This is a genomic window from Roseixanthobacter liquoris (assembly GCF_043195135.2).
GTDB lineage: Bacteria > Pseudomonadota > Alphaproteobacteria > Rhizobiales > Xanthobacteraceae > NCEH01.
The window spans coordinates 1,415,411-1,437,484 of the sequence record NZ_CM195537.1; the positions used below are offsets into that span (position 1 = coordinate 1,415,411).

15 protein-coding genes are annotated in these 22,074 nt (G+C 67.7%); 10 read left to right on the forward strand and 5 right to left on the reverse strand.

Annotation, left to right across the window (positions count from 1 at the left end):
* Positions 1-41: 41 nt before the first annotated feature.
* The 6 genes from alr to V5F84_RS06430 all read left to right on the forward strand — a co-directional run bounded on the left by alr (position 42) and on the right by V5F84_RS06430 (position 7,629).
* Entirely contained in the window at positions 42-1,163 is a 1,122-nt protein-coding gene (gene alr, locus V5F84_RS06405; RefSeq protein WP_394042266.1) for an alanine racemase, read from the forward strand.
* Positions 1,164-1,212: 49 nt separating this feature from the next.
* Positions 1,213-2,613, forward strand: a complete 1,401-nt coding sequence (gene radA / locus V5F84_RS06410; RefSeq protein WP_394042265.1) for a DNA repair protein RadA — start codon at positions 1,213-1,215, stop codon at positions 2,611-2,613.
* 108 nt (positions 2,614-2,721) lie between these two features.
* Positions 2,722-3,414: a CvpA family protein gene (locus tag V5F84_RS06415; RefSeq protein WP_394042264.1), complete on the forward strand. Its 693-nt coding sequence runs from the start codon at positions 2,722-2,724 to the stop codon at positions 3,412-3,414.
* Positions 3,415-3,529: 115 nt separating this feature from the next.
* On the forward strand, positions 3,530-4,984 hold the full coding sequence (gene purF / locus V5F84_RS06420; protein ID WP_394042263.1) for an amidophosphoribosyltransferase: 1,455 nt from the start codon (positions 3,530-3,532) through the stop codon (positions 4,982-4,984).
* 175 nt (positions 4,985-5,159) lie between these two features.
* Positions 5,160-5,903, forward strand: coding sequence for an SDR family NAD(P)-dependent oxidoreductase (locus V5F84_RS06425; RefSeq protein WP_394042262.1), 744 nt, complete (start codon positions 5,160-5,162; stop codon positions 5,901-5,903).
* 229 nt (positions 5,904-6,132) lie between these two features.
* Positions 6,133-7,629, forward strand: a complete 1,497-nt coding sequence (locus V5F84_RS06430) for a leucyl aminopeptidase (RefSeq protein WP_394042261.1) — start codon at positions 6,133-6,135, stop codon at positions 7,627-7,629.
* A gap of 30 nt (positions 7,630-7,659) precedes the next feature.
* Here the strand turns inward: V5F84_RS06430 and V5F84_RS06435 are convergent, their stop codons facing one another.
* Complete coding sequence (locus tag V5F84_RS06435) at positions 7,660-8,841, reverse strand: NAD(P)/FAD-dependent oxidoreductase (RefSeq protein WP_394042260.1); 1,182 nt, start codon at positions 8,839-8,841, stop codon at positions 7,660-7,662.
* A gap of 221 nt (positions 8,842-9,062) precedes the next feature.
* Here V5F84_RS06435 and lhpI point away from each other — a divergent pair, with 221 nt between their 5' ends.
* Positions 9,063-10,004, forward strand: coding sequence for a bifunctional Delta(1)-pyrroline-2-carboxylate/Delta(1)-piperideine-2-carboxylate reductase (gene lhpI / locus V5F84_RS06440; RefSeq protein WP_394042259.1), 942 nt, complete (start codon positions 9,063-9,065; stop codon positions 10,002-10,004).
* Positions 10,005-10,009: 5 nt separating this feature from the next.
* Here the strand turns inward: lhpI and putA are convergent, their stop codons facing one another.
* Complete coding sequence (putA, locus tag V5F84_RS06445) at positions 10,010-13,873, reverse strand: trifunctional transcriptional regulator/proline dehydrogenase/L-glutamate gamma-semialdehyde dehydrogenase (RefSeq protein WP_394042258.1); 3,864 nt, start codon at positions 13,871-13,873, stop codon at positions 10,010-10,012.
* Positions 13,874-14,121: 248 nt separating this feature from the next.
* Between putA and V5F84_RS06450 the strand changes: the two genes are divergently transcribed.
* Complete coding sequence (locus V5F84_RS06450; RefSeq protein ID WP_394042257.1) at positions 14,122-15,621, forward strand: phosphomannomutase/phosphoglucomutase; 1,500 nt, start codon at positions 14,122-14,124, stop codon at positions 15,619-15,621.
* A gap of 121 nt (positions 15,622-15,742) precedes the next feature.
* Positions 15,743-17,074, forward strand: a complete 1,332-nt coding sequence (locus V5F84_RS06455; RefSeq protein WP_394042256.1) for an esterase-like activity of phytase family protein — start codon at positions 15,743-15,745, stop codon at positions 17,072-17,074.
* 65 nt (positions 17,075-17,139) lie between these two features.
* Here V5F84_RS06455 and V5F84_RS06460 read toward each other — a convergent pair whose 3' ends face one another.
* Entirely contained in the window at positions 17,140-18,321 is a 1,182-nt protein-coding gene (locus V5F84_RS06460) for an MFS transporter (protein ID WP_394042255.1), read from the reverse strand.
* Between the two features lie 102 nt (positions 18,322-18,423).
* On the opposite strand from V5F84_RS06460, the gene V5F84_RS06465 reads away from it, so the two are divergent.
* Positions 18,424-19,380 (forward strand): LysR family transcriptional regulator, encoded by a 957-nt coding sequence (locus V5F84_RS06465; RefSeq protein WP_394042254.1) that lies wholly within the window; start codon positions 18,424-18,426, stop codon positions 19,378-19,380.
* Between the two features lie 177 nt (positions 19,381-19,557).
* Here the strand turns inward: V5F84_RS06465 and V5F84_RS06470 are convergent, their stop codons facing one another.
* Positions 19,558-20,118 (reverse strand): GNAT family N-acetyltransferase, encoded by a 561-nt coding sequence (locus V5F84_RS06470; protein ID WP_394042253.1) that lies wholly within the window; start codon positions 20,116-20,118, stop codon positions 19,558-19,560.
* A gap of 135 nt (positions 20,119-20,253) precedes the next feature.
* Positions 20,254-21,384: a type III PLP-dependent enzyme gene (locus V5F84_RS06475; protein ID WP_394042252.1), complete on the reverse strand. Its 1,131-nt coding sequence runs from the start codon at positions 21,382-21,384 to the stop codon at positions 20,254-20,256.
* Positions 21,385-22,074: the final 690 nt, after the last annotated feature.

A 22,074-nucleotide genomic window follows, 5' to 3' on the forward strand; every position in this document is an offset into this window, starting at 1 on the left:
ACAGGACAGCGAATCCCGCCGCTTCCAGGGAAAGCGTTTCGATGCAGCCCGCGCCCGCCCCGTCGTCCCCCTTGTCCCGCGCCGTCCTCACCGTCGATCTGCGCGCCCTGGCCGATAATTGGCGCACCCTCGCTGCGCGCGTGGCGCCGGCGGAATGTGCGGCGGTGGTGAAGGCGGATGCTTATGGCCTCGGCCTCGCGCAGGTGGCGGCGGCGCTGTGGAGGGCAGGCGCGCGCATCTTCTTCGTCGCCCTGGTGCAGGAAGGCGAGGCGCTGCGGGCGCTGCTCCCCGAGGCCACCATCTATGTGCTGGGCGGCCTGCTGCCCGATACGGCGCATGCCTATGCTGCCGCTGATCTGCGCCCGGTCCTGGGCAGCCGGCAGGAAATCGCCGAATGGTCCATTCACAGCCGGGCCATGGGGGTGAGCCAGCCGGCTGCCCTACATGTGGATACCGGCATGAATCGGCTCGGTCTCAGCACCGAGGAAGCCCTGACCATCGCCAACGAGGGTGGCCCTTCCTTTCGCCCGTCCCTGATCATGACGCATCTTGCCTGCGCGGACACGGCGCATCATCCGCTGACACAGGCGCAGCACCATTTGTTCGCGAAAGTGGCGGCGGCATTTCCCGGCATTCCGGCCTCGCTCGCCAATTCCGCCGGCACGCTGGGCGGGCCGGACATGTATTTCGACATGGTGCGGCCCGGCATCGCGCTCTATGGCGGCGCGCCGATTTCCGGCGGGGCGCCGCTGCGCAGCGTGGTGCGGCTGGAAGTGCCGATCATTCAGGTGCGCGAGGCGCCCGCCGGCACGACGGTGGGCTATGGCGCGGCCCAGCGCCTGCAACGCGACAGCCGGATTGCCATTCTCTCGCTCGGTTATGCCGACGGCTTCTTGCGTGCGTTCGGCGGCAGCGATGCACGGCGGGGCGCGGATGCCATCGTCGGCGGCCTGCGGTGTCCGCTGGTCGGCCGCATTTCCATGGATCTCACGGCGGTGGACGTCACCGACGTGCCCCACGAGAAGGCCCGGCGTGGCGATCCCGCGGTGCTGCTCGGCGACGGCATCGGCATCGATGAACTCGCCGCCCATGGCGGCACCATCGGCTATGAGGTGCTCACCGCGCTCGGGCCGCGCTATCACCGCGTCTATGTGGGCGGCTAGACTGCACGGGTGAGTCGCGCCTTGCGCGCGTCCGGAGCCTCCCCGACCCATGGCCAAGAACAGCCCCACCTTCGTCTGCCAGTCCTGCGGGGCGGTCTATAACCGCTGGCAGGGCAAGTGCGAGGCCTGCGGGGCGTGGAACACCATTTCCGAAGAGGCGAACGTCGTCGCCTCCGTCCCTGCGGCCCAGCGGTCCGGGCGCAAGGGGCGGGCGGTGGCGCTGGAAAGTCTCCAGGGCCAGGGCAAGGCGGCACCGCGCCTGATCTCGGGCATCGGCGAACTGGACCGGGTGGCCGGCGGCGGCTTCGTGCCTGGCTCCATCGTGCTCCTGGGGGGTGATCCCGGCATCGGCAAGTCCACCCTGCTGATCCAGGCCTCCGCGGCCCTCGGGCGGGCGGGGCATCGCATCGTCTATGTCTCGGGCGAGGAGGCTGTCGACCAGGTGCGCATGCGCGCGGGACGGCTCGATCTGGCGGATGCGCCTGTGGGACTCGCCGCGGAGACGAACGCGGAAAATATCATCGCGACCCTCTCCGCCGGGCCGCCGGTGCAGTTCGTGGTGATCGATTCGATCCAGACCATGTGGAGCGATTCGGTGGAATCGGCGCCGGGCACCGTCACCCAGGTGCGCACCTCGGCCCAATTGATGGTGCGCTACGCCAAGCAGACCGGCGCGGCGGTGATTCTGGTGGGCCATGTCACCAAGGACGGGCAGATCGCCGGCCCGCGGGTGGTGGAGCACATGGTGGATGCGGTGTTCTCCTTCGAGGGCGACGGCGGCCACCAGTTCCGCATCCTGCGGGCGCAGAAGAATCGCTTCGGCCCCACCGACGAGATCGGCGTGTTCGAGATGACCGGCAAGGGATTGTCGGAGGTCGCCAACCCCTCCGAGCTGTTCCTGTCGCATCGCGATGCCGGGGCGCCGGGCACGGCGGTGTTCGCCGGCATGGAGGGCACGCGGCCGGTGCTGGTGGAAATCCAGGCGCTGGTGGCGCCCTCCACCCTCGGCACGCCGCGCCGGGCGGTGGTCGGCTGGGATTCCAATCGCCTCGCCATGGTGCTGGCGGTGCTGGACGCGCGCTGCGGCGTGCGGCTGGGCGGCCATGACGTATATTTGAACGTGGCGGGCGGCCTGCGCATCGGCGAGCCTGCGGCAGATCTGGCGGTGGCGGGGGCGCTCGTCTCCTCGCTCACCGGGGCGCCGCTGCCGGCGGACGCGGTCTATTTCGGCGAAGTGAGCCTGACCGGGGCCGTGCGCCCGGTCTCCCAGGCGGCGGCGCGGCTGAAGGAGGCGGCAAAACTCGGCTTTGCGCGGGCCGTCATGCCGAGCGGAGCGGCCGAAGGCATGGACGGCGCCATCTCCATTGAGGGGGTCGCTTCCCTTGCGTCCCTCGTGGCGGGGATCGCGGCCCGCGCGCCACGCAGGGCAGCGTTACCGAAAGAGGGGTGATGACGCGGCGGGCACTTGAAGCTATACGTCCGAGCCACGCTGCGGATTTATGACACGCAGTGTTCCGCAGCACGCCTTCGGGCGCCGCACGAAGGACCCGCCGCGCCCATGCCCGTGACGCTGCTCGATCTCATCGTTATTTCGGTGATGCTGCTTTCCGGCCTTCTGGCCATGGTTCGCGGTTTTCTGCGCGAAGTCTTCAGCATCGTGTCTTGGCTGGCTGCGGCCGGCGTGACGTTGTTTTTCTATCCTCAATTGCTTCCGATCACCAAGCAATACGTGTCGCAGGACACGGTGGCGCTGGCCGTGACCGTCGGAATCCTGTTCCTCGGAACACTGCTGATCGTTTCCATTATCAGCGCCCGCATTTCCGATGCTGTCCTGGACAGCCGGATCGGCGCGCTGGACCGCACCTTGGGCTTCGCCTTCGGCCTTGCCCGCGGCCTGCTGGTGATGGTTGTGGCGTTTCTGTTCTTCAACTGGCTGGTTCCGGACAAGAGCCAGCCGCCGTGGGTTTTGAACGCAAAATCCCGTCCGGTGCTGCAAAACACCGGGGATTGGCTTATGTCCCTGTTGCCGGACGATCCGGAGAATACCATTCTTAAGAGACTGAAGCGGTCTCCGGCGACAGATGAGGGCGATGCGCCCGCAATCCCGCCCGGCCCGCGTACGGAACGTGGGGGCACCACGATGACAGTTGCGACGGTCGCCGGAGCGGCGGCTGGCGAAACCGGATACCGCCGCGGCGAGCGGCAAGGGTTCGAGCAACTGCTTGAGAGCGCGCGCGGCACCGGCCAGTGAGCCGCGTCGAGCGGAGGTAAAGATGGACATGGAGAGCGAGGAGTCCCACGCTCCCGACGCCCCTTGGGCGCGGGATGGCTTTGCGCATGGTGGGGTCGCACGGGAGACGGGCCAGATGAACCTGGACGAAGATCTGAACGGCGACCGCCTGCGCGAGGAGTGCGGGGTTTTCGGCGTCTTCAATCATCCGGACGCCGCCGCCATCACGGCCATCGGCCTCCATGCGCTCCAGCATCGCGGGCAGGAAGCCGCCGGCATCGTCACCTATGACGGCCGCCGCTTCCATTCCGAGCGCCGCCTCGGCCTCGTCGGCGATACCTTTTCCGATGCCCGCGTGATCGAGCGCCTGCCGGGCCATATCGCAGTCGGCCACGTGCGCTATTCCACCACCGGCGAAACCCTGCTGCGCAACGTGCAGCCGCTGTTCGCCGAGCTGGACGCCGGCGGCTTCGCCGTCGGCCACAACGGCAATCTCACCAACGGGCTTACGCTGCGCAAGCAATTGGTGCGGGACGGGGCCATCACCCAGTCCACCACCGATACCGAAGTGATCCTGCATCTGGTGGCGCGCTCGAAGAAGGCGCGCTTCGTCGATCGCTTCATCGACGCGCTGCACTTCCTGGAAGGCGCCTATTCGCTGGTCGCCGTCACCAACAAGAAGCTGATCGGCGCGCGCGACCCCCTCGGCATCCGCCCGCTGGTTCTGGGCATGCTGGACAATTCGCCCATCCTCGCCTCCGAGACTTGCGCCCTCGACATCATCGGCGCGCGCTATGTGCGCGACATCGAGAATGGCGAAGTGGTGGTGATCGACGAGGACGGCATCACCTCGTTCAAGCCGTTCCCTTCCATGCCGGCGCGGCCCTGCATCTTCGAGTACATCTATTTCGCCCGGCCGGATTCGGTGGTGGGCGGGCGCTCGGTCTACCAGGTGCGCAAGACCATGGGCCAGGTCCTGGCGCAGGAAAGCCATTTGCCCGCCGACGTGATCGTGCCGGTGCCGGATTCCGGCGTGCCGGCGGCCATCGGCTATTCCCAGGTGTCCGGCGTGCCGTATGAGCTCGGCATCATCCGCAATCATTATGTGGGCCGCACCTTCATCCAGCCCACCCAGACCGTGCGCGACCAGGGCGTGCGCATGAAGCATTCGGCGAACCGCTCGGTGGTCGCGGGCAAGCGAATCGTGCTGGTGGACGACAGCCTCGTGCGCGGCACCACCTCCGTGAAGATCGTGCAGATGATGCGCGATGCCGGCGCCAGCGAGGTGCATTTCCGCATCGCCTCGCCCCCCATCACCCATCCTGATTATTACGGCATCGATACCCCGGACCGCGACAAGCTGCTCGCCGCCACCCACGACCTGGAAGGCATGCGGCGCTATATCGGCGCGGATTCGCTGGCCTTCCTGTCGGTGGACGGCGTCTATCGCGCCATGGGCTATGACGGCCGCGACCCGGTGCGTCCGCAATTCACCGATCATTGCTTCACCGGCGATTACCCGACCTTGCTCACGGACAAGTCCGGCGCCGTCGGCGCACAGCAATTGTCGCTGCTCGCGGAAGCCAGCTGAGCCATCTCTCCGCCGCGCCCGGACGGGGGCGGCGGAGGTGCGGGGCCGTCCCTGGCCTGCGGATCGCCGCGCCTGCGGTGGATGATTTCCCGAAGATCGCGCCTCCCGCCCTTGCGCTTTTGCCCGCATGGCGGGATTGTCGCGCCCCTTCTTCCGCTCTGACAGAGACCCTGCCATGACCGACCGGCCGCTTGCCGACAGGATCGCCCTCGTCACCGGCGCCACGCGCGGCATCGGCGCGGCCACCGCGCTCGCCCTGGCGAAGGCGGGAGCCCATGTGATCGCCGTCGGCCGCACCGAGGGCGCGCTCGAGGAAGTGGACGACACCATCAAGGCCGCGGGCGGTTCTGCCACCCTGGTGCCCATGGACGTCACCGATTACGACGCCATCGACCGCCTGGGCGGCGCCATCTACCAGCGCTGGGGCCATCTCGACGTATTCGTCGGCAATGCCGGCATTCTCGGCCCGGTGACGCCGCTCGGCCACGTGGATCCGAAGGATTGGGATCAGGCGCTGAGCGTGAACCTCACCGCCAACTACCGTTTCGTGCGCTCGCTCGATCCCCTGCTGAAGCTCTCCACCGCCGGCCGCGCGGTGCTGGTGTCTTCCGGGGCCGCCCATAAGGCGCGGGCCTATTGGGGTCCCTATGCGGTGACCAAGGCGGCGCTGGACGTGCTCGGCCGCACCTGGGCCGCGGAAAGCGTCAGCGGCAATCTCAAGGTCAATCTCTTCAATCCCGGCCCGATTCGCACCCGCATGCGGGCGAAGGCGTTCCCCGGCGAGGACCCGCAGACCCTTCCGGCGCCCGAGGAGGCGGCCGAGGCGCTGCTCTCCCTGTGCCTGCCGAGCTGCGAGGAGACGGGGAAATATTACGATTTCCCCACGCGCAAACTGCTGGCCTTCCAGCATCCGGCCTGATCCGCAGCGCTCGGCGCCTTCTGTGGCGCGCTGAGCCTGGCGATGACCGCTGGGGCGCAAGCTGCGCGCTGCGCCCAAGGGGGGCGCGGTGACCGGGACATCCGCGTGCGCCCGGCGTGACCGGTGACCTGCGCCTGCGGCATTTGTCGCCGGTGCACGATGGGGCTAGAGAGATGTGAATAGCTCATCGCCCGTTGCGCCCACGCAGGCTGTACCTCCCGGAGTATCCATGGCCGAGCCCGTCACCATCCGTTTCGCCAAGCATGGCGCCGCCCCGAAAGGTGTCCTCATCGTCCTGACCGACGACACGCTCACGTTCGGACGCGAAGCGCAGAAGCAGCTCAAGTCCGGTCTCGACGGAGTGAAGCGGGCGATCAGCGCGGATCAATTCAAGGGCCGCCTCTCGTCCGCGCTGGACCTGATCGCGCCCGCGAACCTCGATGCGCCGCGCCTTGTGATCCTGGGCGTCGGCAAGGGCGCGGATCTGAAGGCGGCCGATTTTCTCAAGCTCGGCGGCGTGGCGTTCGGCAAGATTCCCGGCGGCGCGCGCGAGGCGACGATCCTCGTCGACCTGCCCGGCCTGAAGGTGAGCCCGGCCTTTGTGGCGGAGATGGCGCTGGGCGCACGGCTGCGCAGCTATGTGTTCGACCGCTACAAGACCAAGCGCAAGGAAGGCGAGGCCGAACCGGTCGCGCTGACATTGACCTTCCTGGTGGCCGACGAGGCGGGCACGCGCCGCGCCTGGGCCGCTGGCGAAGCGCTGGCCGATGGCGTGGTCCTGGCGCGCAACCTCGTCAACGAGCCGTCCAACGTGCTCGATCCCCCGGAATTTGCCCGCCGCGCGCAGGAGCTGACCTCGGTCGGCGTGGATGTGGAGGTGCTGGGCGACGCGGAACTCGCGCAGTTGGGCATGGGCGCGCTGCTCGGCGTCGGCCAGGGGTCCATCAAGGAAAGCCGCGTCGTGGTGATGCGCTGGAACGGCGGGGACGCGAACACCCAGCCGGTGGCCTTCATCGGCAAGGGCGTGACCTTCGACACCGGCGGCATCTCCATCAAGCCCGCCGCCGGCATGGAGGACATGAAGGGCGACATGGGAGGCGCCGCCTGCGTCACCGGGCTCATGTATGCGCTGGCGGCCCGCAAGGCCAAGGTGAATGCGGTCGGCGTCATCGGCTGCGTCGAGAACATGCCCGATGGCGCGGCCCAGCGCCCCGGCGACATCGTCACCTCCATGTCCGGGCAGACCATCGAGATCATCAATACCGATGCCGAGGGCCGGCTCGTCCTGGCCGATGTGCTCTGGTACACGAAGGAGCGCTTCAAGCCGCGCTTCATGGTGGACCTCGCCACCCTCACCGGCGCCATCCTGGTGGCGCTCGGGCAGGAATATGCCGGCCTGTTCTCCAATGACGACGAACTGGCCCAGCGCCTTTCGGCCGCCGGAATGGAGACCGGCGAGCGCGTGTGGCGCATGCCCCTCGGCCCGGAATACGACAAGCAGATCGACAGCCGCTTCGCCGACATGAAGAATACCGGCGGCCGCAACGGCGGCTCGATCACGGCGGCGCAATTCCTCAAGCGCTATGTGGACAAGACCCCTTGGGCGCATCTGGATGTCGCCGGCACGGCCATGTCCTCGCCGGCCAGCGACATCAACAAGAGCTGGGCTTCGGGCTGGGGCGTGCGGCTGCTGAACCAGCTCGTCGCCGACCATTACGAGGGCTGAACGGAGACCGGTGTGAGGCCGGGTGCCGACTCACACCACCTTGCGCTCCACCAGGGGCGCGTTGCGGGTGATGCGCTCATAGCCGAGCGGTGACAGGTCCAGCGTCACATAACGCGCATGCACGATCAGTTCGCTCAATCCCCGGCCGACCGCCGGGGATTGTTGCAGGCCGTGGCCGCTGAAGCCATTGGCCAGCAGCAGGTTGGCGCAGCCCGGCGCCGCCCCGAGAATCGCATTCTGGTCGAACAGGTTCATGTCGTAATGCCCGGCCCAGGCGCGGCCGGGACGCAGCCGCTCAAAGGCGGGAACGCGCCGCGCCAGCGCCGGCCAGATCACATCCTCGAACAGCGCGTGGTCCACCTCGAAATCTTCGCTGTCGGGATCATCCTGCGGCGCCGGAGCGGTGCCGCAGAGGAAGCCCTGTCCCTCGGGGCGCACATAAACCCCGCTCGGGTCGATCAGCAGCGGGCAATCCGGCACCGCATCCGGGCAGGTGAAGGTGAAGATCATGCGCTTCTTGTTCGCCACCGGGAGATCGATGCCGGCGCTGCGCGCGAGATCGGCGCCGCCCGCACCCGCCGCGTTCACCGCCCATCCGCAGGCGATGCGCGTGCCGTCCGCCAGCATAACCGCGGCGATCCGGTCGCCGATGCGCTCCAGGCGGGCCGCTTTGGCCGCGCGATATTCCACCCCGAGGCTGCGCGCCTTGCGGCGGAAGGCCTGCATCAGGCCGTAGCCATCGAACCAGCCTTCGCCCGAAAGCCCCAGGCTGCCGCGCGCGATCCCCTCGATATTCAGCCAGGGAAAGCGTGCGGCCAGATCGTCCGGCGAAAGGAGCGCGACGTTGGCGCCAAGGCCGGTTTGCATTGCATGGGCGCCTGCCAGATCGTCGGCGCCGGCCTCGCTGGCGAGGAAGAGATAGCCGCCCTCGCGCAATGCGATGTCGGGGACATCCCCATCGACAGCGAGCCGGGTTCCGATCTGGCGCAGGAAGGCGATGCCATAGAGCGAGATCGCGACATTGATGGCGGAGGAATATTGCTGGCGGATCGAGGCGGCCGAGCGCGCCGAGGCGCAGGCCTGGTAGCTCGGATCCTGTTCCAGCACGAGCACGCGGCCGGTAAAATCCGGGTTCGCCGCCACGTGATAGGCGATGGAGCTGCCGTTGGCCGCGCCGCCCACGATCACCACGTCGAAATAGTCGTCCGCCATCTGGGAACCGGCTCGCTCTGGTGCTGTGCCCGCCCCGGCATCGCCGCGCCGGGCGCGTAACGGGCAGGGCAGGTTTGGTGGCATGCTGGGAGGCACGCGGCGCGCGGCAGTTTCAAGGGGTCGCGTGCCTGCGGAAACATCCCGGTTGCGGTTTCATCGCATTTTCTTCACGTGAACCGGTACCCGCTTTGCTCAAAAAAAATGCCCCGGAGCCGATTCGCATGCCCAAGGTCTTCAGCGCCGCGCAGATCCACGCAGCCCTCGATTATCCCTCGCTCATCGAAGCCCTGCGCGCCGCCTTCGCAGTCCAGAAGGTGGAGGCACCGGTGCGCCAGGCGTTCGAGGTCGGCACCGAGGAGGCGAGTGCCCATCTGCTCACCATGCCGGCCTGGGAACGCGGCGTCGCCATGGGCGTGAAGATGGTGACGGTCGTGCCCGGCAACAGCGCACGCGGCCTCGGCGCGGTGAATTCGATCTATACGTTGTTCGACGGGGAAACCGGTGCGCCGCGCGCGATCCTGGATGGTGACGCGCTCACCAACCGCCGGACAGCGGCGGCTTCCGCCCTCGCATCCTCCTTCCTGTCGCGGCGAGACAGCCGCACGCTTCTGCTGGTGGGCACCGGCCATCTCGCGGGCTATCTCGCCGCCGCCCATGCGGCGGTGCGGCCCATCGAGCGCATCCTGGTGTGGGGGCGCGCGCCGGAGAAGGCGCGCTGCGTCGCCGACCGCCTGAAAGGGCAGGGGCTGGACGCGCACACGGTCTCCGACCTGAAGGGCGCGCTGGCGCAGGCGGACATCGTCTCCTGCGCCACGACTTCCACGCAAGCGATCGTGCGCGGGGCGGATGTGCGGCTTGGCACCCATGTGGATCTGGTCGGCGCCTTCACGCCCGCCATGCGCGAAAGCGACGATGCCCTGATCGCGGCGAGTGCGGTTTATGTGGATACGCGCGCCGGAGCGCTGGCCGAGGCGGGCGACCTGCGCTTCCCCATGGCTTCGGGCGCCTGGTCCGCGGAACTGCTGAAGGGCGATTTGTTCGACCTGTGCGCCGGCCGCGCGCCCGGCCGCGTGCAGGACGACGACATCACGGTGTTCAAGTCGGTGGGTGCCGCGCTTGAGGACCTCATCGCCGCACTGCAGGTGGTGAAGGCCGTGGGCTGAACGCCTCAACCCAGGGCCAGGAGCGTCGCATTGCCGCCGGCCGCCGCCGTATTGGTGCTGGTGGTGCGCTCGTGCAGCAGCCATTCCACGGGATAGGTGGCCCCCGCGGCGAGCGCGCCGGGGGAGAGGCCGTGCACGGCGACGAGGGGGCCTTCGCGCTGCGCCATCTCCTGTTCCAGCGCGAGAAGGCGGTCGCTTTCTCCCTCGAACAGAACCGCGTCGAACAGCGCCGTGGCGCGATCGTCGACCAACCGGACGCGTGCCTTTACGTCACGCGGCAGATCGGCGAGACCGGCCTTGAGCGCGGCCGGGGCATCGACCAGCGCGCGGTTTCCGGCGGCAAGCGCGGTCGCCATCTGCACCGAAAGGCCAAGAGCGGTGGCCGGCACCAGCAGCACCGTCCCGCGCGGGTGCCAGGAATAGAGATTGCGCTCGCCGACCGGCCCCGCCATTTCGCATTCCGCTCCGGCGAACCCCTGGTTCGCAAGGCCGGCGCAGCGCGCAGCGTGGGCGTCGAGCCCGCGCGCCGTAAGATGCGCGATCCAGGCACGCGCGGCCGCGTCCGCAGGTGCCGGGGCAAGGGGCTCCAGCGGCGGACATTGCCCCAGCAGGCGCCGCAGATACAGCGGGCCGCCAGCCTTCGGCCCGGTGCCCGAGAGACCGTGCCCGCCGAACGGCTGCACGCCCACCACCGCGCCGATGAGATTGCGGTTGATGTAGAGGTTGCCGGCGGAAATCCGCGCGTCCACCTGCGCGATGGTCTCGTCGATCCGGGTGTGCAGGCCGAAGGTGAGGCCGTAGCCGGTGGCATTGATGGCGTCGATCAGGGCGTCGCGCTCGTCCCGCTGATAGCGCAGCACATGCAATACAGGACCAAACACCTCGCGGGCGAGGTCGCCCACCTCGCCAATCTCGATCAGCGTCGGCGGCAGGAAGATGCCATGCCGGCAGGCATCGGGCAGTGGCGCCTGCTCGATCTTGAAGCCCCGCCCCCGCATGGCCTCGACATGCGCGGCGATGCCGCTGCGCGCCTCGGCAGAGATGAGCGGACCCATGTCCGTGGACAGCAAGGCCGGGTCGCCGACACGCCATTCCGCCAGTGCGCCGCGCAGCATGGCGAGCACGCGGTCGGCGGTTTCCTCCTGGAGGCACAACAGGCGAAGCGCGGAGCACCGCTGGCCGGCGGAATCGAAGGCCGAAACGAGCGCGTCCGCCACCACCTGTTCCGGCAGAGCGGAGGAATCCACCACCAGCGCATTCTGTCCGCCGGTTTCCGCGACCAGCGGCACCGGCCAGCCATCCGGGCCGAGGCGGGCGGCAAGCTGCGCGCGGATCTGGCGCGCCACTTCGGTGGAGCCGGTGAACAGAACGCCGCACGTGCGAGCATCCGCCACGAGCGCTGCGCCGACGCGCCCGTCGCCGGGCAACAGCAATAGCGCAGCGGGCGGAACGCCGGCCTCGTGAAGGATTTTCACCGCCTCGGCGGCGATCAGCGGGGTTTCCTCGGCGGGCTTGGCGATCACGGGATTGCCGGCGGCGAGCGCGGCGGCAACTTGGCCGGTGAAGATCGCGAGCGGGAAGTTCCACGGGCTGATGCACACCACCGGCCCCAGCGGGCGGTGGCTGTCGGCGTCGAAATGCGCCGCCTCGCTGGCGTAATAGCGCAGGAAATCCACCGCCTCGCGCACCTCGCCAATCGCGTTGGGCAGAGACTTTCCCGCCTCCCGCACGATCAGGCCGAGCAGGGCCGGCATGCGCGCCTCGAGAAGATCGGCGGCCGCGCGCAGGCAGCGGGCCCGATCCGCCGCCGGGGTTGCGGACCAGACCACGCCCAGCGTCGTCGCCTGATTCAGGGCGCGGGCGGCGAGAGCGGGGTCGGCGTCCACCACCTCGCCCACCGTCTCGCGCAGGTCGGCGGGATTGCGCACCGTACGTGCGGGCTGCTCGCCGCGGCCGCTTTCTTCCCCCGCCATCAGGGGCACGGCGCGCGGCATTGCCTGCTGGCCTTGGAGCAAGGCGGCGGCGAGCGAGCCGAGGCGCTGCTCGTTTGTGAGATCCAGGCCCGCCGCATTCCGCCGCGTGCTCCCGAACAGCTCCCGCGGCGCGGCGATGCGCGGGTTGGGCGCGCCGTGCGGCGCGATCGCGGCGGCTTCGGCCACCGGGTCCGCGACGAGCGCCTCCACCGGAAAGCTTTCGTCCGCGATGCGATGGACGAAGGAGGAATTGGCGCCGTTCTCCAGCAAGCGCCGCACCAGATAGGCCAGCAGGGTTTCGTGCGGCCCGACGGGGGCATAGATGCGGCAGGGGCGATTGAGCTTGTGCGGCCCCACCACCTCTTCATAGAGCGGCTCGCCCATGCCGTGCAGGCATTGGAATTCATATTGGCCGGCGTAAAAATTCTCTCCCGCCAGCGCCATCACTGCCGAAAGCGTCTGCGCATTGTGGGTGGCGAATTGCGGAAACACCGAATCCGGCGCTCCGAGCAGGCGGCGAGCGCAGGCGAGATAGGACACATCCGTGTGCACCTTGCGGGTGAACACGGGAAAGCCCTCGAGCCCGTCCACTTGCGCGCGCTTGATCTCGGCGTCCCAATAGGCCCCCTTGACCAGCCGCACCATGATGCGGCGGGCGCTGCGGCGGCCGAGATCGATGATGAAATCCAGCACCGCCATGGCGCGCTTCTGATAGGCCTGGACCACGAAGCCGATGCCGTTCCAGCCGGCGAGGTCGGGATCGAGGCACAGGGCTTCCAGCACATCGAGGGAGAGGTCCAGCCGATCGGCCTCCTCGGCATCGATATTGAGGCCGATGTCGTAGCTGCGGGCGAGCCGCGCGAGTTCGTGCACGCGCGGCAGCATCTCTTCCATCACCCGTTCGCGCTGGGCGCGGGAATAGCGCGGGTGCAGGGCCGAGAGCTTGATGGAGATGCCCGGCCCCTCATGGATGCCGCGCCGGCCCGCCGCCTTTCCGATGGCATGGATCGCCTGGACGTAAGCGGCCTGGTAGCGGGCGGCATCCGCGGCCGTCATGGCCGCCTCGCCCAGCATGTCGTAGGAATGGCGAAAGCCCTTCGCTTCCATCGCACGGCTGTTGGCAAGCGCCTGGGCGATGGTTTCGCCGATCACGAACTGCTCGCCCATCATGCGCATGGTCAGGTCGACGGCGGCGCGGATCAAAGGTTCTCCGCCCCGCGCCACCAGCCGGGTGAGCGCGGAGGCCAAGCCCGCCTCGCTGCTGGTGCCGGTGAGCCGGCCGGTGACGAGAAGCCCCCAGGTGGCGGCGTTCACGAACAGAGAGCGGCTGTGGCCGAGATGGGCCAACCAGTCGCCCCGGCCGATCTTGTCGCGGATCAGGGCGTCGCGGGTCGGCCGGTCGGGAATGCGCAGCAAGGCTTCCGCGAGGCAGAGCAAGGCGACGCCCTCCTGGCTGGAGAGGTCGTATTCATGAATCAGCGCTTCGACGGCGCCCTTGCCGGCCTTGGCGCGCAAGGCGAGAACGAGCTGCTTTGCCTGTTCGGCCACCGCATTCGCCTGCGCGGGCGACAAGGTGGCATCCGCGATCAGCCGGGGCAGGCACTCTTCCTCCGGGGCGCGATAGGCGGCGGTGATGCGGGCGCGCAATATGCCTTCGGGCCGCACGGCCTGCGCGAAGGGGAGAAAGGGCCGGCTATCCTGCGCGCATCCGATGATCTCGGACAGGGTCAAATCCGCGCCGGCGGGGAGGTCGCCGGGGGTCGCGTCCAGTGTGTCGAGCATGGTGACGAGCGCCTGCTTGACCAGCCAGTGCGGGGTGCGGCCATGGCGCGCAGCGGCCGCCCGCAGCCGGGCGCGCAGTGCATCGTCAACCTTAATTCCAATGGTCGTTCCCATATCGAGGCTCCAGGTTGCACCCAGTTAGCCATAAGAGGTGCAACCTGAAAAGGGGTGGAGTGGCACCGGAGGGTCGCACCGCCGCACCGCCGCGGCGACTTGGAGGCCCGCGCGGAACCTTCGCCGCCGCAGGGCATTGGGTCGGGGGCGCCGACTGTTCTTATTTCCTACTGCTTGAGCGGTGCCTTCCATCCCGATTCCATGCTATCGGCAGCCGACCAATCAGAGCCGTTGCGGAGAAGCTCTTCATGTTTCCGACGCCGAAGCCCGCATTGACGCCCAATACATATGCCTATGAATCCGAGCCCATGGTGAAGCCCACGGGCTTCCGGGAATATGACGCCCGCTGGTTGTTCCAGAAGGAAATCAACCTGATGGGCATTCAGGCGCTGGGCATGGGGCTCGGCACTTTGATGCACCAGATGGGCGTGAAGCCCGAAATCGTCACGGGCCATGATTTCCGTGGTTATTCCTCGTCCATCAAATACGCCATGGTTTCCGGCCTCATGGCCGCCGGCGTGAAGGTGCACGACATCGGCCTCGCCATGTCGCCCATGGCCTATTTCGCCCAGTTCGCGCTCGATGTGCCGGCGGTGGCGATGGTGACCGCTTCCCATAACGACAATGGCTGGACCGGCGTGAAGATGGGCGTCAACCGCCCGCTCACCTTCGGCCCCGATGAGATGACGCGCCTGAAGGAGATCGTGCTCTCCGCGGCCTTCGACCTGCGCGGCGGCGGCGCCTACCATTTCGTGGAGAACTTCCCCGAGGTCTATATCAAGGACCTCACCGACCGCCCCAAGCTGAAGCATCCCATCAAGGCGGTGGTGGCCTGCGGCAACGGCACGGCCGGCGCGTTCGCTCCGCGCATCCTGGAGGCGCTGGGCGTGGAAGTGGTGCCGCTCGACACCGAGCTGGACCATTCCTTCCCCAAGTACAATCCGAACCCGGAAGACATGGAGATGCTCCATGCCATGCGCGACGCGGTGCTGGAGCACAAGGCCGACGTGGCGCTCGGCTTCGACGGCGATGGCGACCGCTGCGGCGTGGTGGACGATGAGGGAGAGGAGATCTTTGCCGACAAGATGGGCGTGATGCTGGCGCGCGACCTGGCCAAGATCTATCCCGGCTCCACCTTCGTGGTGGACGTGAAATCCACCGGCCTGTTCGCCACCGATCCCGAACTGATCAAGCTCGGCGTCAAGGCGGATTATTGGAAGACCGGCCATTCCTACATGAAGCGCCGCGTCAACGAGACGGGCGCGCTCGTGGGCTTCGAGAAGTCCGGCCATTATTTCTTCAACAAGCCCATCGGCCGCGGCTATGACGACGGACTCGTCTCCGCCATCGCGGTCCTGGACATGCTGGACCGCAACCCGGGCAAGAAGCTCTCCGAACTGCGCCTGGCTTTGCCGAAGACCTGGTCCTCGCCCACCATGTCGCCGCACTGCGCGGACGAGGCCAAGTACGGCATCGTCACCGAAGTGGTGAAGCATTTCGAGAAGCTCCAGGCCGAGGGCGGCAGCGTCACCGGCCAGCCGATCCGCGATCTCGTGACCGTCAACGGCGTGCGTGTCACGACAGAAGATGGCACCTGGGGCCTGGTGCGCGCCTCCTCCAACAAGCCGGAGCTGGTGGTGGTGGTGGAAAGCCCGGTTTCCGAACAGCGCATGCGCGACATGTTCAAGGAAATCGACGGCGTGCTGCGCACCCATCCGGAAGTCGGCGCCTACAACCAGACCATCTGACCCTGACCGCGGGCGCCTCGTGCGTCTTCTGGTTGTGGATTTGAGCCTTTAACCTAAACTGCGGCCCATGCGCGACCCGCGCGTGGGCCGCATGCGTATGGGCGTGCCTTGGGGGATGGTGATGCGGCTGCTGTCGGTCCTACGTTTGTCGATCCTCTCCCTCGCCGGCCTGCCGCTCGGCTTCGCCCTGTCGGCGATGGGGCAGGACGTCCTGCCCGCTGCCCGCGTGGAGGTCCCGACGCTGCCGCCGCTGCCGCTCGGGCGGGTCGATATTCCCCATGGAAAGACGCTCAATCTGAACGTGGGGCTGGGGTCCGGCCTGTTCCGCGCGGCGTCGGACCCGGAAGGCGTGATCTGGGCGATCACCGACCGTGGGCCGAACATTGATTGCAAGAAGCCGAAGGACATCACTGGCCTCGGCACCCAAGCGATCTGCCGAGGCGACAAGAAGGGAAAAATCTTCCCCCTGCCGGCCTTCACACCCACCATCTACAAGCTTCGGATCGGCACGGACGGGAAGGTCGAGGTGCTGGAGACGCTGCCGCTGAAGGGGCGCTCCGGCAAGGCCATCACCGGCCTGCCCAATGATCTGAAATCCACCGAGGCGGCCTTCAGCATCACCGGCGAGGAGCTCGGCAAGGATCCCTCCGGCCTCGACACCGAGGCGCTGGTTCGCTTGCCGGACGGCAGCTTCTGGGTGAGCGAGGAATATGCCCCTTCGCTGGTGGAAATCGCCCCCGACGGTACGATCCGCCGCCGGCTGGTGCCGGAAGGGCTCGCGGACCGATTGAAGGGCGCGGATTATGAGGTTGTGCCGGCGCTGCCCGGGATCCTGGCCTTGCGCGATCTCAATCACGGCATCGAAAGCCTCGCGCTGTCGCCCGATGGGGCCTTTCTCTACGCTTTGATGCAAGGCGCGCTGGCCAATCCCGACACGGCGGCCGCCGACAGCTCGCCGCTGGCGCGCCTGATCAAGCTGGATCGCAAGACCGGGGCGGTGGTCGGCTCCTATGCCTATGGCGCCAGCGCGCCGGGCGACTTCAAGGCCGATGCGACGGGAAAGACGCAGGACCAGTCGGACGTGAAGATGAGCGAGATGGTGGCGGTTGGCCCGGACCGTCTGCTGGTGCTGGAGCGCATCGACAAGACGACCAAGCTGTTCCTGGTCGATCTCGCGGGCGCCACGCCCCTTCCGGCCGACTTCACCACCGGCGCCGCTCACCCCACCCTGGAGCAATTGGCGCAGGGTGATTTCCCGCGCGCCGGGGTCGTGCCGCTCGCCAAGACTTTGATCCTCGACAGCGACCGTCTGAAAGGACTGCCCGCCAAGATCGAGGGCGTCGCTGTGCTGAATGAGCGTGAACTGATTCTCGTCAGCGACAGCGACTTCGGCATCAAGGGCGACACCACACAGATGCGGCGGGTGCGGTTCGAGGCCCCGATCCTGAAATGAGGGCGTAGGTCTGGGGCGAGAGCGCTCCGCCAGGTGCCCAGCGGCTTCGCCTCATCTGGCGGAGCTCACGCGGCCGCCGCCGCCGCCGGCCTGTGACCGCGTGCTTTCTCCAGTCGTACCGCCCAGAATGCGGTGGCCATCGCGCCGAGCGGTACCAGCGCCGCCACCCAAGGGATCGCGCCGAGGCCCGGCCCATGGTCGATCACCAGCCCGCCCAGCCACGCGCCGATGGCATTGCCCAGGTTGAAGGCGGCGATGTTGAAGCTGGAGGCAAGGCTCTGCCCCGCGCCCTGCGCCTTTTCCAGCACCCACATCTGCAAGGGCGCGACCGTGGCGAACGCCACAGCACCCAGCAAGCCGACAAAGGCGACGGCGGCGATCTGGCTGTGCAGCGCGAAGCTCAACAGCAGGAGAATGATCGAGAGCGCCAGCAAGGTCGCGAACACCGTGGGGACGAGCCGCCAGTCGGCGAGCCGGCCGCCGAGAAGATTGCCCACCACCAGGCCGGCGCCGAACACCAGCAGGATGGGTGAGACCGCCCCTTCCGAGAACCCGGTGATCTGCGTCAGCATGGGGGCGATATAGGTGAAGGCGGCAAACACGCCGACCCAGCTGAGCACGGTGGTGGCGAGGCCGAGCAGCAGCGGCGCGCGGGTGAGGACCGCGATGTCATTCCTCAGGCTGGAGGCTTCCTCCTGCCCCTTGGTATTGGGCACGAGCAGCGCAATTACCGCGAATGCCAGCACGCCCACCGCCGTCACCGCCCAGAAGGTGGAGCGCCAGCCGTAGTGCTGGCCGAGCCAGGTGCCGAACGGCACGCCGAGAATGTTCGCGACGGTGAGGCCGGTGAACATGATTGCGATGGCAGAGGCTTTCTTGTTGGGCGCCACGAGGCCGGTCGCCACCACCGAGCCAACGCCGAAGAAGGTGGCATGGGCGAAGGCTGTGAGCACCCGCGCCGCCATCAATGTGGCATAATCGGGCGCCAGCGCGCAGGCGGCATTGCCGAGGGTGAACACCCCCATGAGGCCGAGCAGCACGGCTTTGCGCGGCCAGCGGGCGGTGAGCACGGTGAGCACCGGAGCGCCCACCACGACGCCGAGCGCATAGCCGGAGATCAGCAGACCGGCGGAAGAGAGCGTCACCCCAAGGTCTGCGCTGACATCCAGCAGCAGGCCCATGATGACGAATTCGGTGACGCCGATGCCGAAGGCACCGGCGGTCAGGGCATAAAGGGCAAGGGGCATGGCACGTCCACATGCGAGGGTTTTGCGTTGCAGCAAAAATGGACGTTTCCGCGCGCATGATCTAGCTTGCCGTAAAGCAAATCATCTATGAATTGAATTCATATGGCACGGCTGGACGTCAATCGCTCGGGCGAGATGGAAGTGTTCGTGCGCGTGGTGGAGCAGGGCGGCTTCTCCGCGGCGGGCCGCGTGTGCCAGATGACCCCTTCGGCGGTGAGCAAGCTGATGGCGCGGCTGGAAGCGCGCCTCGGCGCAAGGCTGATCAACCGTTCCACCCGCCAATTGCAACTCACCTCCGAGGGCGTGGATTTCTACGAGCGGGCCGTGCGCATCCTCGCTGATCTGGAGGAGGCGGAGCGCAGCGCCTCCACCAGCGAGATCGCCAGCGGCCGCCTGCGGGTGAATGCCAATGTGCCGTTCGGCACCCATTATCTCATCCCGGCCTTGCCGGAGTTCCTGGACCGTCACCCCGCCGTCTCGCTCGATATCGTGCTCACCGACAAGGTGGTGGACCTGCTGGAGGAGCGGATGGACGTTGCGGTGCGCGCTGGTCCGCTGAAAAGCTCGCTGCTGATGGCGCGCAAGCTCGGTGAGTCGCGCATGGTGATCGTCGGATCGCCCGCATATCTTGCCCGGAAGGGCACGCCGCAGGTGCCGGCGGATCTGGAATGGCACAATCGCAGCGGCTTCTGCTATCTGCGCCAGATCGAGGGCTGGCCGCTGAAGAGCGGGGCCGGGGAAATGCGTCTTGCACCCGTGGGCAACGCCCTGGTGAGCGACGGCGAGACCCTGCGCCATCTCACCCTGGCAGGTGTGGGGCTTGCCCGCCTCTCCATGTTTCATGTGGCGCACGATATCGCCGCCGGGCGCCTGGTGCCGGTGCTGGAGGATTTCAATCCCGGCGACACCGACCCGACCCACGCGGTCTATGTGGGGCAGGGCGGCCATTTGCCGGCGCGGGTGCGGGCCTATCTGGATTTCCTGGTGGAGGTGGTGGCGCCGCGTTTCGCGAAGACCGCCATGGCGGATCCGCGGGAGCTGGCGCGCGGCATTTCCTGACGCGCCATCTGTTTCGGGGCTCGGCGCGGCTGGCCGGGCAAGGGAGCCCGACCAGCCGCGCACGGCCGCCAGCCGGTGCGGGGGGAGCGCGGCTGGGGCGTTGCGCGGATCTCCGGATCTGTCCGGAGATGGCCATGTCAGACGAAGGACGGGTGCCGGGCGGACGATGCAGCCGGGTCAGGCTGTGCGCTTCACGGCGTCCGAACGGGCGATGAGATCGGCCAGCGAGGGTTTTGCCTCCGGCGCGCCGGTGGGGCTGATGAGACCGCGCGCACCGTCCAGGGCACCGGGCCGAAGCTCCAGCGCCAGCAGCCGCTTGCGATCATAGCGGCCGGGCATCCAGAGTCCGCCGGTCATGCGCGCGGAAAAGCCGAAGCGCTGGTAATACGGCGCATCACCGACCAGCAGCACCGCGCCATGGCCGCGCGCCTCGGCTTCCGCCAGCGCGGCACGCATCATGTCGCCGCCGAGGCCGCGCGCCCGGAACCAGGGATGCACCGCCAGCGGACCGAGCAGCAGCGCCGGCTTGCCGGGGCCGGCCGTGATGTGCCACAGGCGCACGGTCGCAGCGAGGCGCCCGTCCGGCCCGTGGGCGACAAGCGACAATCCCTCGGCCGGCAGGCGGCCTTCCCGCAGCCGTTCCGAGGATTTCTCGAACCGGGCGGGGCCCATGCACAGGTCCAGGAGCGCCTCGCGTGCGGCGACCTCTTCCCATTTTTCAGCAACGATCTCAGTCATCAGCACCTCCCGTGCCAAAACCGAACAGCCGAAAGACGCCGACCCGCGCGCAATCGCGTCCCCCTCGGCGGGGCGCGGCACGGCACAGGCCGCCCTCTCACGCGAGGGCAGCGGGTCGGTATGGAAGCGTGACGATCAGATCACGTAGGACTTCAGCGGGGGGAAACCGTTGAAGGACACCGCCGAATAGGTGGTGGTGTAGGCGCCGCAAGCCTCGATGAGGATCTTGTCGCCGATGGCGAGGGACACCGGCAGGTGCACCGGGGTCTTCTCATACATCACGTCGGCCGAATCACAGGTCGGCCCGGCCAGCACGCAGGCGGCGGTGTCGTCGCCGTCGCGCGGGGTGCGCAGCGGGTAGCGGATCGCCTCGTCCATGGTCTCGGCGAGCCCGCCGAACTTGCCGATGTCGAGATAGACCCAGCGCATGGTGTCGCTCTCGGCCTTCTTGGAGATCAGCACCACCTCGGTCTCGATCAGGCCGGCATTGCCGACCATGCCGCGGCCCGGCTCCATGATGGTCTGCGGGATTTCGTTGCCGAAATGCTTGCGCAGCGCGGAGAAGATCGCTTCGCCATAGGCCGCTGCGGCCGGCACGTCCTGAAGATATTTGGTGGGGAAGCCGCCACCGAGATTGACCATGGCCAGCGAGATGCCGCGCACGGCGCATTCGCGGAAGATGCCGGCGGCGGAGGCGAGCGCCTGGTCCCAGGCGTTCACGTTTTTCTGCTGCGAGCCCACGTGGAAGGAAACGCCATAGGCGGTGAGGCCGAGGCGATGGGCGTGCTCCAGCACGTCGGCGGCCATGTCCGGTTCGCAGCCGAACTTGCGCGACAGCGGCCATTCGGCGCCCGCCCCGTCGCACAGGATGCGGCAGAACACCTTGGCGCCGGGGGCGACGCGGGCGATCTTCTCGACCTCTTCGTAGGAATCCACCGCGAACAGGCGCACGCCCAGCTTGTGGGCGCGCTCGACGTCGCGTTCCTTCTTGATGGTGTTGCCGAAGGAGATGCGCTCGGCGCCCGCTCCGGCGGCCAGCACCATGTCGATCTCGCCGGTGGAGGCGCAATCGAAGCAGGAGCCGAGTCCGGCCAGCGCCGCGAGGATGGCGGCGTCGGGATTCGCCTTCACGGCATAGAAGACGCGGGTGTCCGGCAGCGCACGGTTGAACGCCGCATAGTTCGCGCGCACGACATCGAGATCGACAACGACGCAGGGTCCGTCCTCGCGTCGGGTCTTGAGAAATTCGCGGATGCGATCGGTCATGGTGTCCTCCGTGACCTGAAGCCTCGTGAAGCGCGGTTGCCCGCGCGACGACAGGACGGGAAGGCCTTTCTGCGGCGCCATCGCCGCGAGTCGGGGCCTGCCCGGGGCACGCACACGCGGGACAAGGGCGGTTTGGACGCGCCATTCTCCCAACGGGCCGTACCCGCTTCGCCGGTCACAAACCGGCCGCATCATCGAACCGAACGGCATCTCCTTCCCGGCCACGGCGCGAGCCGCGACAAGGGTGCGTTTAGAAATGCGCGCGCTTGGAGAGGGAAGTCCCACTCCGTACGGCCGGCAAGATGTAGTGCCTCTTTAGTAACGCCGACCTTTGGAGGGCCGACCGAGACCAAAAAAGCCCTTACGTCGTTGCTTCAAGTCACGTCCCCTGCTGAGAGCAGGGTGGGCCGGTTCCCTCCGGCTACCGATCGTCCTGGCGGCTTTCCGGCCTCTTGTCCGGACTTCCGCCGATCGGCACGCAACCACAGGCACGTGCGAAATTGGGCAGGGGTGGATTTATGAGAATTCGCCCGCCTTCGCAAGCGGCAATTTGATGAAATTTGATCCAAATTGAGCCGCATTTCTTAGGCGACTGAACGTTTGCGCGCCAAGGGTTTGCACCGCTTGCACCCGCGAGGCGTGTGTTCACGGGATCGCGAGCGAAAACTGCCAAAATGAATGCATAAAATG